13 protein-coding genes and 1 pseudogene are annotated in these 16067 nt (G+C 70.2%); 10 read left to right on the top strand and 4 right to left on the bottom strand.

Annotation, left to right across the window (positions count from 1 at the left end; genetic code table 11):
- Positions 1-10: 10 nt before the first annotated feature.
- The 7 genes from glmS to Q0A33_RS11165 all read left to right on the top strand — a co-directional run bounded on the left by glmS (position 11) and on the right by Q0A33_RS11165 (position 8290).
- Positions 11-1885 carry a glutamine--fructose-6-phosphate transaminase (isomerizing) gene (gene glmS, locus Q0A33_RS11195; protein WP_291796405.1) on the top strand — a complete coding sequence of 625 codons (1875 nt, stop codon included), beginning with the start codon at positions 11-13 and terminating at the stop codon, positions 1883-1885.
- Between the two features lie 11 nt (positions 1886-1896).
- Positions 1897-2430 (top strand): holo-ACP synthase, encoded by a 534-nt coding sequence (locus Q0A33_RS11190; protein WP_291796402.1) that lies wholly within the window; start codon positions 1897-1899, stop codon positions 2428-2430.
- Between the two features lie 236 nt (positions 2431-2666).
- Positions 2667-3905 carry an aconitase X catalytic domain-containing protein gene (locus tag Q0A33_RS11185; RefSeq protein ID WP_291796399.1) on the top strand — a complete coding sequence of 413 codons (1239 nt, stop codon included), beginning with the start codon at positions 2667-2669 and terminating at the stop codon, positions 3903-3905.
- A complete protein-coding gene (locus Q0A33_RS11180; RefSeq protein ID WP_291796396.1) occupies positions 3902-4531 on the top strand; it encodes a DUF126 domain-containing protein in 630 nt (209 codons plus the stop codon). Before Q0A33_RS11185 ends, Q0A33_RS11180 begins: the two co-directional genes overlap by 4 nt.
- A gap of 107 nt (positions 4532-4638) precedes the next feature.
- On the top strand, positions 4639-5667 hold the full coding sequence (locus Q0A33_RS11175) for a TAXI family TRAP transporter solute-binding subunit (protein ID WP_291796393.1): 1029 nt from the start codon (positions 4639-4641) through the stop codon (positions 5665-5667).
- A 236-nt stretch (positions 5668-5903) separates the two neighbouring features.
- On the top strand, positions 5904-6197 hold the full coding sequence (locus Q0A33_RS11170) for a DUF1850 domain-containing protein (RefSeq protein ID WP_291796390.1): 294 nt from the start codon (positions 5904-5906) through the stop codon (positions 6195-6197).
- Positions 6194-8290, top strand: a complete 2097-nt coding sequence (locus tag Q0A33_RS11165; protein WP_291796387.1) for a TRAP transporter permease — start codon at positions 6194-6196, stop codon at positions 8288-8290. The genes Q0A33_RS11170 and Q0A33_RS11165 overlap by 4 nt, the downstream gene beginning before the upstream one ends.
- A gap of 10 nt (positions 8291-8300) precedes the next feature.
- On the opposite strand, the gene Q0A33_RS11160 is transcribed toward Q0A33_RS11165, so the two are convergent.
- Both Q0A33_RS11160 and Q0A33_RS11155 read right to left on the bottom strand, forming a co-directional pair.
- Positions 8301-9698, bottom strand: coding sequence for a M20 family metallopeptidase (locus Q0A33_RS11160; RefSeq protein ID WP_291796384.1), 1398 nt, complete (start codon positions 9696-9698; stop codon positions 8301-8303).
- A gap of 45 nt (positions 9699-9743) precedes the next feature.
- On the bottom strand, positions 9744-11255 hold the full coding sequence (locus tag Q0A33_RS11155) for an AbgT family transporter (protein WP_291796380.1): 1512 nt from the start codon (positions 11253-11255) through the stop codon (positions 9744-9746).
- A 262-nt stretch (positions 11256-11517) separates the two neighbouring features.
- On the opposite strand from Q0A33_RS11155, the gene Q0A33_RS11150 reads away from it, so the two are divergent.
- The gene (locus Q0A33_RS11150) at positions 11518-12429 is read left to right on the top strand and encodes a LysR family transcriptional regulator (RefSeq protein WP_291796377.1); all 912 of its coding nucleotides are present in this window, start codon (positions 11518-11520) and stop codon (positions 12427-12429) included.
- Positions 12430-12528: 99 nt separating this feature from the next.
- On the opposite strand, the gene Q0A33_RS11145 is transcribed toward Q0A33_RS11150, so the two are convergent.
- Complete coding sequence (locus Q0A33_RS11145) at positions 12529-13782, bottom strand: MFS transporter (RefSeq protein WP_291796483.1); 1254 nt, start codon at positions 13780-13782, stop codon at positions 12529-12531.
- A 188-nt stretch (positions 13783-13970) separates the two neighbouring features.
- Positions 13971-14408: a MarR family winged helix-turn-helix transcriptional regulator gene (locus Q0A33_RS11140; RefSeq protein ID WP_291796374.1), complete on the bottom strand. Its 438-nt coding sequence runs from the start codon at positions 14406-14408 to the stop codon at positions 13971-13973.
- Positions 14409-14532: 124 nt separating this feature from the next.
- Here Q0A33_RS11140 and Q0A33_RS11135 point away from each other — a divergent pair, with 124 nt between their 5' ends.
- Both Q0A33_RS11135 and Q0A33_RS11130 read left to right on the top strand, forming a co-directional pair.
- Complete coding sequence (locus Q0A33_RS11135; protein WP_291796371.1) at positions 14533-15867, top strand: M20 family metallopeptidase; 1335 nt, start codon at positions 14533-14535, stop codon at positions 15865-15867.
- Between the two features lies 1 nt (position 15868).
- A pseudogene (locus Q0A33_RS11130) lies at positions 15869-16067 on the top strand (hypothetical protein); the annotation flags it as partial.

Raw genomic sequence — 16067 nt, 5'->3', positions numbered from 1 at the left:
ACTCTTCCGCATGTGTGGAATCGTCGGATATGTCTCCTCGGTCGCCCTCACCGCGGCCGATCACCTCGCCACCGATGTCCTGCTGCAGGGACTCGGCCGGCTCGAGTACCGCGGATACGATTCCGCCGGCATCGCGGTGGTCACCGGCGACGGTGACCTCGCCTCGGAGAAGCGGGCGGGCAAGCTCGCGAACCTCACGGGGGCCATCGAGGCCAATCCCCTCCCCGCGGCGCAGACGGGCATCGGCCACACCCGGTGGGCCACCCACGGCGGTCCCACGGACGGCAACGCCCACCCGCATCTGGCGGACGGCGGGAAGCTCGCCCTCATCCACAACGGGATCATCGAGAACTTCGCGCAGCTGAAGGCGGAGCTCGCGGCCGACGGCGTGGAGTTCGCCTCGGAGACGGACACCGAGGTCGCCGCCCACCAGCTCGCCAAGAACTACCGCGCCGCCGGTGACCTCACGGAGGCCATGCGGCTGACGGTGGGCCAGCTCGAGGGTGCCTTCACCCTCCTCGCCATCCACGCGGATGCGCCCGGCACCGTCGTCGCCGCCCGTCTGAACTCCCCGCTGGTGATCGGTCTGGGCGAGGGCGAGAACTTCCTCGGCTCGGACGTCGCGGCGTTCATCGACCACACGCGCAAGGCGGTGGAGATCGGGCAGAACCAGATCGTCACCATCACCCCGGACTCCGTCGAGATCATCGATGCAGACGGCGAGGCCGTGCTGGGCGAGCCCTTCGAGATCGACTGGGATCCCGCCACGGCGGAGAAGGGCGGCTTCGCCTCCTTCATGGACAAGGAGATCCACGACCAGCCGCAGGCGGTCGCGGACACCCTGCTGGGCCGGTTCGATCCGGCCGGAAACCTGCAGCTGTCCGAGATGAACATCGACGAATCGCTGCTGAAGTCCATCGACAAGATCGTCGTGATCGCCTGCGGCACCGCCGCCTATGCGGGTCAGGTGGCCCGCTACGCGATCGAGCACTGGTGCCGCATCCCCACGGAGGTGGAGCTCGCCCACGAGTTCCGCTACCGGGATCCGGTGGTGAATGAGAAGACCCTCATCGTGGCGGTCTCGCAGTCCGGCGAGACGATGGACACGCTCATGGCCGTGCGCCACGCCCGCGAGCAGGGTGCCAAGGTCATCGCGATCTGCAACACCTACGGCTCCACCATCCCGCGGGAGTCCGACGGCGTCCTCTACACCCACGCGGGCCCGGAGATCGCGGTGGCCTCGACCAAGGCGTTCCTCTCGCAGGTCGTCGCCTGCTACCTGCTGGGCCTCTACCTCGCCCAGCTGCGCGGCAACAAGTTCCGCGACGAGATCCAGGTGATCCTGAACGAGCTGCAGACCATCCCGGAGAAGATCGAGCGGATCCTCACGGAGATCAAGCCTCGCGTGGGCGAGTTCGCCCGCGAGCACCAGGATGAGCAGTCCGTGCTGTTCCTGGGCCGCCACGTGGGCTACCCGGTGGCGATGGAAGGTGCGCTCAAGCTCAAGGAGCTCGCCTACATCCATGCGGAGGGCTTCGCCGCCGGTGAGCTCAAGCACGGTCCCATCGCGCTCATCGACTCCGGGCAGATGGTCTTCATCGTGGTCCCGTCCTCGCGCGGGCGGGACTCGCTGCACGCCAAGGTCGTCTCCAACATCCAGGAGGTGCGCGCCCGCGGGGCCAACACCGTCGTGATCGCGGAGGAGGGAGACACGGAGGTGGAGCAGTACGCCTCGGAGGTCTTCTACGTGCCGCAGACCTTCACGCTGCTCGCCCCGCTGCTCACCACCGTGCCGCTGCAGATCTTCGCCATGGACCTCGCGACGGCCAAGGGGCTGGACGTGGACCAGCCGCGCAACCTCGCCAAGTCCGTCACCGTCGAGTGAGCTGAGCACCGGTGGCCATCATCGGGGTGGGCGTGGACATCGCGGACGTCCCGCGCTTCGCCGAACACATCGAGCGCGTCCCGGAGCTGCTGGACCGGCTGCTCACACCGGCGGAGCAGCTGCGGAAGAACGGGCGGCGGCGGTCTGCGGAGTCCCTCGCCGCACGCTTCTCCGCCAAGGAGGCGCTGGTCAAGGCACTCCAGCTGCCGCAGATCATCCCCTGGCACGAGGCCGAGGTGGTCTCCGCCTTCTCCGGCGCGCCCAGCTTCCGGCTCACGGGCTGGGTGCGCGAGCACTTCCGGCAGAAGGGCGCCGAGCGGGTGCATCTGTCCATCACCCACGACGGTGACCGGACGGTGACGTTCGTGGTGGTGGAGGGCCCGGAGCAGGCAGCTCAGGCGGTGCCCTCGGTGGATCAGCCCGCCCCGCTGCTGCCGGGCTCGCCCGAGGCGCTGGCGGAGCTGGCGGCGTTCCGCGAGCGAGCACGGGCCTCCCGTGAGGCCAGACGTGCAGAGCGCGAGGAGGCCCGGCGCACGCAGAGCTGAGGCTGCGCGGTGCGCGGAACGCGGAGGGCTGCATGGCGCGCGCAGCCCGCAAGCTGGGGCAGCGGCGCTGCTCCCGCGCCCTGGAGGTCCACCCCACCTCATACGATTATCAATCGATCATTTCACCCGGCCATTGCTGTGCAGACGGCTGGGTGAAGTGATCAGACAACTGTCGGGGGTCCTGCGGGGGACCTGCAGGGGAGCCTTCGCCGCCGAGGCCCGGTAGCCTCGGGCGTATGCTCACTCTCACCCCGGCCCAGCAGGGGATGCTCGACGGCGCTCGCGGTCCCGCGGTCGCGATGGCGATGCGGATGGTCGCGGGGATCGCCCGGGTGAAGGGTGCGGAACGGCTCGTCGGAATCACTCGCGCGCACATCGACTCCTGCCTGTACCACGGGGACTCCGGCCTCGCCTATGCCCGGAGGCTCGCCGACCTGGGGGCCGCCTGCGCCGTTCCCACCACCGCCAACGTGGGTTCCGTCGACCTCCTGCACCGCGAGTTCCGGCCGCGCGGCGAGCTCACCACCCGGCAGGGTGCGCGCCTCATGGAGCTCTACGCGCAGCTGGGGGTGCAGCAGACGTGGACCTGCGCGCCCTACCACCTGCCGAGCAGACCGGAGGAGGGCGAGCACATCGCCTGGGCGGAGTCGAACGCCATCGTCTTCGCCAACTCCGTGCTGGGTGCGCGCACCGACCGCTACGGCGACTTCCTCGACATCTGCGCCGCGATCACCGGATTCGCCCCTCTCGCCGGACTGCACCTCGAGGAGAACCGCCGGCCGACACTGCACCTGGACTGCAGTCGGATCACCGAGCGCGGTGAGCATGTGCTCCCATTGCTGGGCTACCTTGCGGGCACGCGGGCCGGGACGGGAGTGCCGTTCATCAGCGGGCTCGCGGAGGTGCCGGGCGAGGAGGGGCTCAAGGCTCTGGGTGCGGCGGCGGCCTCGGCAGGCGGGGTCGCGCTCTTCCACGTGGAGGGCGTGACGCCGGAGGCCGCTCGTGCGGAGCGCGCTGTCGCCGAGGCCGGGCTCCCGGCCGCGGCGCTCACCGACGAGGACCTCGCCCGGGCCCGGAGTGAGCTGAGCGGTCTGCCGCCCGGCCAGCGCATCGACGCGGTGAGCCTCGGCACCCCGCATGCCTCTCTGGCCGAGCTGCGCGCACTGGCGAGCGAACTGAGGAGGCCGCAGGACGCCCGGCTGCGGGTGCCGGTGTGGGTGAGCACCGGCAGGGTCACGCTCGCGCATCTGCAGGAGCAGAGCGCAGAGGACGCCGCCGTCCTGGACGCGGCCGGCGTCCGGATCGTCACCGACACGTGCACCTATCTGCACCCGCTGGAGGACGAGACCGTGCGTGCGGTGATGACCAACTCCGCGAAATGGGCCCACTACGCGCCCGGGAACATCGGCGTCGCAGTGGCCTTCGGTTCGCTCGCGGAGTGTGTGCGGGCGGCCCGGACGGGGTGTGTGCCGTGAGCGGCGCGGCGGAATCGCAGGCGGTGGCCGGCACAGGCGGCGGAGAGCGGTGTGCGCACGGAGAGCCCGCGGCAGGGCGATGCCTCGTCACGGCGGTGGGAGCCGCAGGGGACGAGGTCCGCATGGAGGCGCGTGTGCTCGTCCCGGGCGGTATGAGCGGTCCAGCATGGGCGACCCATCCGGTCGGCCCGGTGACCGATTCGGACGGGCGGGTGACCGATCCGGACGGCCCGGCGACCGTGGAGGGGCGACCTCTGCGGATCGCGCCGGTGTCGTTCTGGGGCGGGGTGGACGCCACTGGGCGGATCGCTGACGTCCACCACCCGCACCACGGCACGCTCGTGACGGGGCGGATCCTGGTGCTCGAGGCGTCCAAGGGTTCGTCCTCCGGCTCCAGCGTGCTGGCCGAGCTCATCGTGACCGGCCGCGCTCCGGCCGCCTTCGTCCTCGCGGAGCCGGACGCGATCATCGCAGCGGGCTGCCTCGCCGCCGCCGAGCTCACGGACGCCGCCTCGGTCCCGCCGGTGGTGCAGGTGGAGGCAGGCCGGTTGGATGCCGTCGGCGCTGCGGCTCGGGTGGGAATACGGCAGGGGCTTCTGTCTCCCCGAGGAGGCGAATTTCGATGAGTGCGGTTACAGTAGTGTCTGTGTGATCTCACATGCATCTACCAGCCGACTATCGGGAGCAGACAGTGAAAATGAGACGATGACGCCTCACAGCTGCGGGGATCGCGATGACGGCGGCTTCACTCCTCGTGCTGAGTGCCTGCGGCGGCAGCGGCGGTGAGGCGGAGGCCGGCGGCGACGGCGAGGTGGGCGGCCTCGACGCCGAGTTCCTCACGATCGCCACGGGAGGGTCCTCCGGCGTGTACTACCAGATCGGGGCCACGCTCTCGGATCTGCTCAAGGACGAGCTGGGGTCCGACACCTCCGTGCAGGCGACCGGCGCCTCGGCGGAGAACATCAACCTCATCACCGACGGCAACGCTGAGCTCGCGTTCACGATGGGTGACGCGACGGTGCAGGCACTCGAGGGCACGGGGCCGTTCGAGGGCGAGCCGCGGGAGGGCCTCATGGCCATCGGCACGCTCTACCCCAACACGGTCCAGCTCATCGCCACCGAGGCCTCGGGCATCGAGTCCGTGGAGGATCTGGCCGGCCGGAATGTGGCGGTGGGCGATGTGGGCTCCGGGGTGGAGCTCAACGCTCAGATGGTGCTGGGCGCCTACGACATGGACTACGACGACCTCAGCGCCGACTACCTCGACTACGCGGAGGCGACGGACCAGATGGCGAACGGGCACATCGAGGCGCTCTTCGCCACCTCGGGCCTGCCCAATCCCTCGCTCACGGAGCTGGCGACGAGCACGGACTTCATCACCGTGCCGATCGACGGGGAGGGGAGGGACGCGCTGCTGGACGAGTACGACTTCTTCCAGGAGGCGACGATCCCTGCCGGGACGTACAAGGACGAGGCAGACGTGGAGACCGTGAGCGTGATGAACCATCTGCTCGTCTCCTCAGAGCTCAGCGAGGACGCCGTCCACGAGATCACGGCGGCGATCTTCGACAACCTCGACCGCGTGCACTCCTCGCATTCGGAGGCGGAGAACATCACGCCGGAGACCATCACGGAGGGGCTCGTCGTCCCGCTGCACCCCGGTGCCGCCAAGTACTTCGAGGAGCAGGGTGTGGACCTCACCACTGTGCCGGGTGCAACCACTGCGCCGGAGGACGTGAAGACTGAAGATTCCGGCTTGTGAGCACCCCGCAGCCGGGGCCGCATCCTGCGCGGCGGCGGCTGCTGCAGTGGTCAGTGGCGGCCGCCGCAGGTGCTGTGCTGAGCGGCTGCACCGGCAGGGTCGCTCAGGCTGAGGGTTCCGCACCTGACCGGACGGGGCAGGCCGAGGGCGCAGTTCTGGTCTGCCGGCACCAGCACAGCGGCGAGGAGTACGGGCGGTTCCCGCTGAGGAGCGGAACGCGCATCACGCACTCGTGGGTGCACTCCATCGAGCACTCGAGGTGGACGGACACCTTCGAGTACGACGGTGAGGTGCTGCGGCTGGTCGCCACGAGATTCAAGGAGTACGGAGCGGGCATGCCGCTCGACGAGGGCGATGTGCGGCTGGAGGACGGCTGGGTCTCCATCGAGGGCATCGACCGCGAGTTCGAGGCGGTCCGCTGGATCCATTCGCACCGCGTCGACTACCGGATCGGGATCGACGGGGAGGACGACGTCATCGATCCGCTCACCCTGCCGGATCGCGAACCACTGGAGTTGAGGCCACTATGACCGAAGAGTCGCGCAGGACCGGCAGCTCGTCCGGGCCGGGAGATGCGGAAGGCCCGGGCGCCGCGCCCGGCGGAGTCGCTCCGGACGGGGCCGGCGGCCGTGCCTCGGAGGCTGCTCCGATCACCCTCGACCGCGGAGACGAGGACGCCATCCGGGCGGCGGAGCAGCAGGCGGCCGAGGCCGCCGCGAAGTACGACACGGAATCGCAGACCCGGACGACCGAGTGGAAGCCCCTGGTGCTCCTCCTCAGCGGGGTGGCGGTCTTCACCGCGCTCTACCACCTGTGGACGGCGTACTTCGGGACTCCTCCCACCCTCATCCACCGGTCGATCCACGTCAGCCTCATCCTGTTCCTCGCATTCATGCTGTACCCGCCGGCCAAGCGCGCCCGCCAGAGCTGGTGGAGGATTCCGGACGCGGTGCTGGCCCTGCTCTCCCTGGTGCCCACGTGGTACCTGTGGCAGAACTACGAGCAGCTCGTCCTGCAGGCGGGCCGCTTCACCACCGGCGACATCGTCGTGGCGACGCTGCTGGTGGTGCTCGTGCTGGAGGCCGCCCGCCGCGTCACCGGATGGGCGCTGCCCGTGCTGGCGCTGCTCTTCATCGCCTTCGGCCTCTACGGCCGTGAGATGCCGGGACTGCTGCGCCACCGCGGCTACGACTGGGACACCCTCGCCTATCAGTTCATGGCGACGACGGAGGGCATCTTCGGCACGGCGGTGGGCGTCTCCTCGACCTACATCTTCCTCTTCATCCTGTTCGGAGCGTTCCTCGCGAAATCGGGCATGAGCCAGCTGTTCAACGATCTGGCGCTGGCGATCGCGGGACAGGGGCGAGGCGGACCGGCGAAGGTCGCCACGCTGGCCTCGGGCTTCATGGGGTCGATCAATGGCTCCGCCATCGCCAACGTCGTCTCCACCGGTGCCTTCACGATCCCCCTCATGAAGAAGGTGGGATACACCCGGACCTTCGCCGGTGCCGTCGAGTCCACGGCGTCCGTGGGCGGGCAGATCCTGCCGCCCATCATGGGCGCGGCCGCCTTCATCATGGCCGAGACGATCGGCGTCCCGTACACGACGGTGGCGCTCGCCGCGATCGTGCCGGCGCTGCTCTACTACATCAGCCTCATCGCTCAGATCCACCTGCGCGCCACTCGGATGGGGCTCAAGGGGATCTCACGCGACAGCCTGCCGGCGGTGGGCTCCGTCCTCAAGGAGCGCGGCCACCTGCTGATCCCGCTGGCGTTCCTGCTGTACATGCTGTTCTTCTCCGGTCGCACCATCCTCTTCTCCGCCTTCCTCACCATCGTGGTGACGGTGGTGGTGGCGACTCTGCGGAAGTCCACGCGGATGTCGGTCCGCCAGATCCTCGAAGCGCTGGAGGAGGGGACCCTGTCCGCTCTGGGCGTGGCCATCGCCTGCGCCTCCGTGGGTGTGATCGTGGGGGTCGTGACGATCTCCGGGTTCGGCGTCACGCTCGCCAGCGCCATCGTCTCGCTCTCCGGCGGCGTGCTGTTCTGGACCCTGGTGTTCACGATGCTCGCCTGCCTGGTGCTGGGCATGGGCCTGCCGTCCATCCCCGCCTACATCATCACGGCGACGATGGCGGCGCCGGCCCTCGTCACTCTGGGCGTGGAGCCGCTGGTGGCGCACCTGTTCGTCTTCTACTTCGGACTCTTCGCCAACATCACGCCCCCGGTGGCGCTGGCGGCCTTCGCCGCGGCCGGGATCAGCGGAGGCAGGCCCATGGCGACCGGCATGGCCTCCCTCAAGCTCGCGGCCGCGGGCTTCGTCATCCCGTACATCTTCGTGTTCAACCCGGATCTGCTGCTGCGCGGGGTGGACGTGGTGACGGGCATCGCCGTCGTGGCGACCGCGCTGGCTGCGATCCTGCTTCTGTCCACGGCCATCGAGGGTCACTTCATGGAGGACATGGCGTGGTACCTGCGCATCGTCATGACGGCAGGCGCTCTGCTCCTCCTCAACACCAACATGCTCCACGACCTCCTGGGGGCAGTGCTCGTGGCTCTCGTCCTCGCTGTGCAGATGGTGAAGGCGAAGCGGAGGGGAAACCTGAGCATCAGGGCGATCTGAGATCGGCGGCTCACGGCCGGTGGGAGCGGAGGTCCCAGAAGAGACCGGCCATGATGCCCATCGCCTCCCGCGCCAGGGAGGCGAGCATGTGCTCGTCGGGAGCGTGCTGGGCGCAGCCGGGGTGGGAGTGCGGGATCCATACCGTGGGCAGCCCCAGCACGTCGGAGAACGCTCCGTTCGGGATGGTGCCGGCCAGGTTCGGCACCAGCGAGGCCTCGGCCCCGGTGGTGGCGGCGATCGAGTCCATCGCCAGCCGTGCCCACGGGCTCTCGGGGCTCAGCCGGGTGGCGTCCATCCCGCCGCGGTCCTCGACCTGTACACGGTCGAATCCGTGCGCGTTCAGGTGCCCGCGCACTGCGGGGACCACCTCGGCCGGAGCCGTGGAGCCGACGACGTAGCGGAACTGCAGGTCCGCATGGGCGGTGCCCGGGATCGCGCCCACCGGGCTGTGGGGGTCGCCGCAGAGGAAGTCGAGCACCTCGAGCGTGTTCCAGGCGAAGAGCCTTTCTGCGGGTGTGAGCCCGGGTTCTCCCCAGCCCTCGGTGAGAGTGGGGTCGCCGGGGTCGGTTCCCACCTCGAGCGCGGCGCAGGCGCGGCGCACTGCAGGGTCGATCTCCGTGGGACGGAGCTCCTCGACGAGGAGCCGTCCCCGTGCATCCGTGAGTGAGGCCAGCGCACCGGCGAGGATGGTCCCGGCGTTGGAGAGCACGCCGCCCCAGTTGCCGGAGTGGTGGGAGCGCTCCCTCTCATCCACCCGCAGCCGCAGCAGGGTGGTGCCGCGTGAGCCGAGGAAGACGGTGGGCGACTCCGCGGAGATGCGCGGACCGTCGGAGGCGAGGAAGACATCGGCGGCGAGGGCCTCACGGTGAGCCGCGCAGAACTCGCTGAGGCCGGGCGATCCGGTCTCCTCGCCGGATTCGACGAGCAGCTTCACGCTGTAGCCCAAGCGGCCGCCGGAGAGGGCGAGGACCTCCTCCAGGGCGGCGAGATTGATGGTGTGCTGCCCCTTGTTGTCCGCGGATCCGCGTCCGTACCAGCGGCCGTTCCGCTCGGTCAGGGTCCAGGGGTCGAGGCCCTCGCTCCACTTCTCCGCCTGCGGCGGCTGCACGTCCGCGTGCCCGTACATGAGGACCGTGAACGCGGCGTCCTCCTCGCTCCTCTCCGCGATGAGGAAGGGGTGCCGGGGCGAGACCGGGTTCTCGTACCTGCGCCACTCGAAGCCCAGCGCGTTCAGGGTGCGGCCCAGCTCGCCGTCGAGATAGTCGAGGACGGCGGCCGAGGACCGGGGGTCGGTGCTGACGGTCCGGTGGGAGACGCGCCGGGCGAGTTCCGTGAAGAGCGCGCCGGAGTCCGCACGAGCGTGTGCAGCGGCGACGGCGTCCGCGCGGGTGGGGGAGTGAGCTGTCATGGATGCGGCCTTTCGAGGAGAGCGGGTGCGGGCGGGGAGCGCGGATCAGTCGAGCCGGAAGCCCACCCCCGGACCGAGGGGGAGTCCCAGCCAGTAGAACACCAGGAAGAGGGCGGACTGGGCGACGAAGACCCCGATGGCGTAGGGCACGGTGGCCGAGATGACGTTCCCGAGCCCCTGCTTCCTGTCCCATTCGCGCATGAAGCCGAGGATCACGATCATGTACGGCATGAGGGGCGTGACCATCGACGTCGAGGAATCGCCGATGCGATAGGCCATCTGCACGGCGGCGGGATGGAAGCCCAGCTGCATGAACATCGGCACGAAGATGGGGGCGAGGATCGCCCACAGTCCTGTGCCGCTGGTGATGAGCAGCGTGATCAGCGCGGAGATGAGGGTCACGCCCACGAGCACGCCCACTCCGGTGGCGCCGATGCCGACGAGGAACTCGGCGCCGTTGACGGAGACCCAGAGGCCGATGTTGGACCAGTTGAAGTAGGCGCTGAACTGGGAGATCACGAAGATGACGACGAGGAAGAAGCGCATTCCGCCGATCGCCTCCGCGAAGTGCTCCACCACCTGCCTGCCGGAGGTGAGCGTGCGCGAGCCGAAGCCGTACGCGAGGGCCATCAGGGTGAAGAACACGAGGAGGATAGGCACCACGCCGGAGAGCAGGGACGAGGGCACGAGCCCGCCGTCCTCGTTCTGCAGCGGTGAGTCCGGCACGAGGGCTGCGACGGCCACGAGGCCGATGTACAGCGCCGCGGCGGTCCCGGCCCACCACAGGCCGCGCTTCTCGCCGGTCGTCAGGGGCTCCGCACGGGCGGTGTGCTCACCCGTGTACGCCCCGAAACGTGGCTCGACGATCCACCGTGTGATGGAGCCGCCCACCAGGGTGCACAGGACGGCCGCCGCGACCATGAAGAAATAGTTGTCGACGGCCGTGACCACGGGGCCGTCGCCGATGATCGCGACAGCTTCGTTGGTGATGCCCGCGAGCATCGGCTCCATCGAGGTGATGAGGAAGCCGGACCCGTAGCCGCTCGAGGAACCCGCGAATGCGGAGACGATCCCCACCAGGGGGTTGCGGCCCAGCGTGCGGTAGACGATGGCTGCGAGCGGCGGCATGATGAGGAACGCGGCGTCTGCGGCGATGGTGGCGGCGTTGGCGACCAGGAACACCGCATAGGGCAGCAGCCATGCGGGCATGCCGAGCATGACGGCGCGGATGAGGGTGCCCAGCAGGCCGATCCTGTCTGCGAGCCCGATGCCGAGCATGATGGTCAGCACGGTTCCCACGGGGGCGAAGCCCACGAAGTTGGAGACGGTGTCCTCGAGGACGAAGACCAGTCCGTCCCCGCTGAGCAGGCTCCGCACGGGCACGTCCTCACCGGTGTCCGGGTGGATGACGGAGACGCCGGCGGCGGCGAGCGCGGCGGAGACGACCGCGATGAGCAGGATGAGCCAGAGGAAGATGATCATGGGCTCCGGCAGCTTGTTCCCCAGCCACTCGATGGAGTTGAGGAACCTGCTGCGGCACCGTTGATCTGACGGCATGGAAGCGCTCATGAAAGTCTCCGATGACTGATGGCGCAGCTGTCCGGGACTGGGTCACGGAGCGCACCGAGTTGCACGATTTGCTGGTGCCGGCCTGAAGCGACTCGAGACAATCTACTGAAGGAGATACCGTTCTGGTGGTGTCAGGCACAGCCGATTGCGCACGGGTGTGTTGCATTTCAGGCAAGGAAGGCGCTGGGGCGTGATCGGGCGGTGCCGGCGCGGCCGGCGCTCGGAGGAAGAGGGGCGAAGGGGGCGCATCATGGTCGAGGACCTCCTGCCGGCGGAGCTCGTCTACTTCCGGGAAGTCGCGGAGGCGGATTCCGTCAGCGCCGCCGCCCGGAGACTGCGGGTCAACGCCTCCGCGGTGAGCCGGCAGATCGCCAAGCTGGAGCGGTCGCTGGGAGCGCAGCTCTTCATCCGGCGCAGGCAGGGGATGGAGCTCACCGCGCAGGGCTTCCGCCTGCTCACGCATGTGCGGCGGGCGAGGATCGAGGCGCAGGCGCTCCGTGCTGATCTGGCGCAGGCGGCTCCCGGGAGCCGCCGGCTGCGCGTGGTCTGCTCCGGCGGGTTCGTCGGCCCTGTGGTCGCGCATGCGGCCGCATCCCTGCGGCAGCGGCGGCCCGAGGCGCGGGTGGAGGTCGCAGTCGCCTCCAGCGACGACGTGGTCCGGGCGGTCCGGGAGGCGCGTGCGGACATCGGCGCGTGCTTCGTCACCGGACTCACGCCCGGGGTCCGCGTGGAGTACGCGCTGCAGGTCGACATGCACGCCGTCGCGCCCGCCGGCCACCCCGTGGCCGAACGGTCCGGACTCACCCTCGGCGAGGCGCTGTCACACCCCTATGCGCTCCTCGCTGGGCAGAGCTCTCAGCGTGATCTGCTGGCCGAGGCCGCACGGGAGCGCGGCATCGCCCTCGATCCCGTCTTCGAATCGGACAGCAGCGCCGCCCTCCTCGACTTCGTGCGTGCGGGCGGCGGCCTCGCGTTCCTCTCGCCGCTGGGCCCGCGGCTGGAGGACGGGATGCGATTCGTCCGCCTGGGCGAGGCGGGTCTGGGCCGGCGCAGCGTCCAGATCCACACTCCGGCGGACAGCGCACCGGACAGGGTCCGCGCGGAGTTCCTCAGTCTTCTCGTCGCACGGCTGCGGAGCGGGGAGGCAGACACGGCGCACTGACCGGCCGCTGTCCAGGGGCCGGTGCACACGGAAAGCCTCCCCTCGATCGCGCGTGTGCGCTCGAGGGGAGGCTTCCCGCGTCCCGACGGGGAGGTGCGCTCAGACCTCGTCGCCGGCCGTGATCGCCTGGGCCTCGGCCTCGGCGTTCATGTGCGGGCGGGAGAGGTGGCTCAGGTGCTTGCGGCCCACGATCAGGACGATGATCGCGATGAGCACCGCAGCCGCGCCGAACCAGTAGGGCCCCGGGGTGCCCAGCCAGGCGGCGATGCTGCCGGAGACCGCCGGCGCGACCGCGCCGCCCAGGAAGCGGACGGCCGAGTAGGTCGAGGACGCCACCTGGCGGGGGAGATCGGTGGCCTCCATGACGGCTTCGGTGAGCGCGGTGTTGAGGACGCCCAGGAAGAAGCCGGCGACGATGATGGTCACCGTCAGCCCCGTGACCGAGGAGGAGAAGGCGCCGAGTGAGAGCTCGCAGACCACCAGCAGGCCCAGCATCGTGAAGAGCGTGGGGAGCAGGCCCAGCCTGCGGGTGAGGACCGGGGCGACGAACACGGACGAGAGCGCCAGCATGAGGCCCCAGCCGAAGAAGACGAGGCCCAGCTCATGGGCGCCGAACTCCATGCCCTGCGCCGCGGCGGCGGACTCGAGCGGGTACGGAGAGTAGGCGAGCAGCGTGAAGAAGCCGTAGTTGTAGGCGAGGGCGGCGATGCCGAAGGTCAGCAGGGCCGGGTTCCCCAGCGCGCGGAAGCCTGCGGTGAGCCTGACCGGCTCCGGGCGCGCCATGCCGGTGCGGAGCATGGCGACGATGGCGATGAGGCCCACGGCCATGAGCGCGGCGGTACCGAAGAAGGGGGCGCGCCAGGAGACGTTGCCCAGGACCCCGCCGAGCAGCGGGCCCACGGCCATGCCCACGCCGATGGCCGCCTCGTAGAGGATGATCGCGGACGCGCTGCCGCCGCTGGCCGCGCCGACGATCGCGGCGAGCGCGGTGGAGATGAAGAGCGCGTTGCCCAGACCCCAGCCCGCGCGGAAGCCGATGATCTCACCGACGGTTCCGGAGGCTCCGGCGAATGCCGCGAAGGCCACGATCAGCACGAGGCCGACGATGAGGGTGGTGCGCACGCCCAGCCGGCTGGCTATGAAGCCGGTGAAGAACATCCCGAGCGAGGTGATGAGCAGGTAGCTGGTGAACAGCAGCATCGTCTGGCCGGGGGTGGCATTCAGGTCGTGACTGATCGCAGGGAGGATCGGGTCGACGAGGCCGATCCCCATGAAGGACACGACGCAGGCGAAGGCGATCGCCCACACCGCCGGCGGCTGGTGGAGGACCGAGCCCTCCTTGTGCGGCTTCATGCTCTTCGCGCTGCCGGTGCTCGCCGTGCCGTGATCTGCAGCCATGCCGCTCTTCGCGCCGGCGCGGGCCGGAGCCTCTGTCTGTGCTGTCATCGTGGGCGTCGGAGCTCCTCTGTGGTTGTCGTCTGTGTGGATCGTGTCCGCCTCCGCCGTGCGGGCGGTGCCGGGCCGCTGCCGCGCCGGGTGATTCACCGGCTGCGCAGCTGTTCCGTGAGCTGGTCCAGCAGCTCCGCGGCGCGGGTGAGCGCCGCGAGGTCCTCCGCGGGGAGGGCCTCGATGAGCGGTGCCGCGGAATCCGCCGTCCGCAGCCGGAACGCGGTGAGTTCCGCGCTGCCGGCGGGGGTGAGCGTCACCACCGCCGCGCGCGCATCGTCCGGATCCGGCTCCCGCGTCACGAGGCCGGCGTTCGCCAGGCTGTTGACCGCGCTGGTCATGGACGGCTGGGCGATGCCCTCCCGCTGTGCGAGCTCGCCGATCCGCAGGCCGCCCTCCTTCTTGAGGTTGGACAGCGTGCGCATCGCCACGAGGGAGAAGCCGCGGGTCACGCCGCGTGAAGCGGTCCGTGCGAAGCCGCTCCCGCCGACGATGAGTCGCGCTGCGAGCTCCTGTGCGGTGTCCTTGGGCATGTCCAACATCGTAGATCTATATAGATTGCCTATGCAATTTTCCGGCATGGCTCCTTCCTCACACCGTCGTCTCGGATATGGCAGGGAACCCGCCGGACCGGCCGGAGCGGATTAGCCTGGGCGCATGAGCAGCACAGAGCGCACGGAGAACACAGAGCACACGGCGACCGCGGTACACACGGACGGCTCCCACGGCACCTCGGCACCGCATCTGCCCACCCCGGCCGATGCCACGGCGGTCCTGCCGCGGCTGCAGGCTCTGCGGCGCTCACTGCACCGGGAGGCGGAGGTGGGCCTCGACCTGCCGGCCACGCAGCGCAAGGTGCTCGAGGAGCTCTCCGGCCTGGACCTGGAGATCACCACCGGCAGCGGGCTGAGCAGCATCGTCGCCGTGCTCCGCGGCGGGAGGCGGGCGGAGTCCCACCAGGCGGTGCTGCTGCGCGGGGACATGGACGCACTGCCGGTGACGGAGGCCACCGGCTTCTCCTTCGCCTCCGAGCGCGGCACCATGCACGCCTGCGGCCACGCCCTCCACACCGCGGGCCTCGTAGGGGCGGCGCACCTGCTGCACGGCGTGCGGGACGCGCTCGCCGGCGATGTCGTCTTCATGTTCCAGCCCGGTGAGGAGGGCTGGGACGGTGCGGGGAAGATGCTCGAGGAGGGTGTGCTCGACGCCGCCGGGGTGCCGGTGGTGGGCGCCTACGGCCTGCACGTCTCCGCCGACCAGCCGCTGGGGCACGCCTACACCCGCGAGGGCTCCTACATGGCGGCGTTCTCCGCGATGGACGTCACCGTCCGCGGTCGCGGGGGCCACGCCTCCCGGCCGGAGGACGCGCTAGATCCCATCGAGGCCGGCGCCGCTCTCATCGGCCAGCTGCAGGAGTACCTGTCCCGCTCCTTCAACGCCTTCGACCCCGTGGTGCTCACGGTGGGCAGCTTCCACGGCGGCACCGCGACCAACGTCATCCCGGACACCGCGGAGCTCTCCATCAGCGTCCGCACCTTCTCTCCGGAGGCCACCGCCCGGTGCGCGGAGGAGCTGCCCCGGTTCGCGGAGCGGTTCCTGGGGGCGCACGGGCTGGGCGCGGACGTCACCTTCGACACGCGCCTGCCGGCCACCGTGAATGACGACGCCGAGGCCCGGTTCTACCTGCAGACGTTCGCGGACCTCTTCGGCGGGGACCGGGCGCACGCCGTGCCGCACCCGCGTGCCGGGTCCGAGGACTTCTCCCGGGTGCTGGCCCGCGTCTCGGGCGCGTACGGGCACGTGGGAGCGGCGATGCCGGGCACGGACCCCGCGGAGCAGGAGGTCAACCATTCGCCTCGGGCCCAGCACTCCGACGAGGGGCTGGGCGGCAACGCGCTCTTCCTCGCCCACCTCGCCGCGCGTCGGCTCGAGCGTGCGGCAGCCGATGCTGCGCAGGTGCCTGGAGCTGCCGGGCCGGCAGAGGGGCGCTGACATGCCCCTCCCCGCATACTCGGCCGCCGCGATCCGTGCCGCTGAGAGACCCCTGCTCGAGGCCGGCAGAGGCGAGGCGCTCATGCGCACCGCTGCCGCCGGGCTGGCCTCCGTGTGCCGGGAGATGCTGCGCAACGGCCTCCCGGACCGCGGCGGGCGGGGGCGCGGGAGTCTCTCGGCTTGGGCCGGCGGGGTCGCCG

It is taken from the genome of Brevibacterium sp. (assembly GCF_022712115.1).
Lineage (GTDB): Bacteria > Actinomycetota > Actinomycetes > Actinomycetales > Brevibacteriaceae > Brevibacterium > Brevibacterium salitolerans.
The sequence above is the reverse complement of the archived record's forward strand: the minus strand, read 5'-3'. Positions and strand labels throughout refer to the sequence as shown.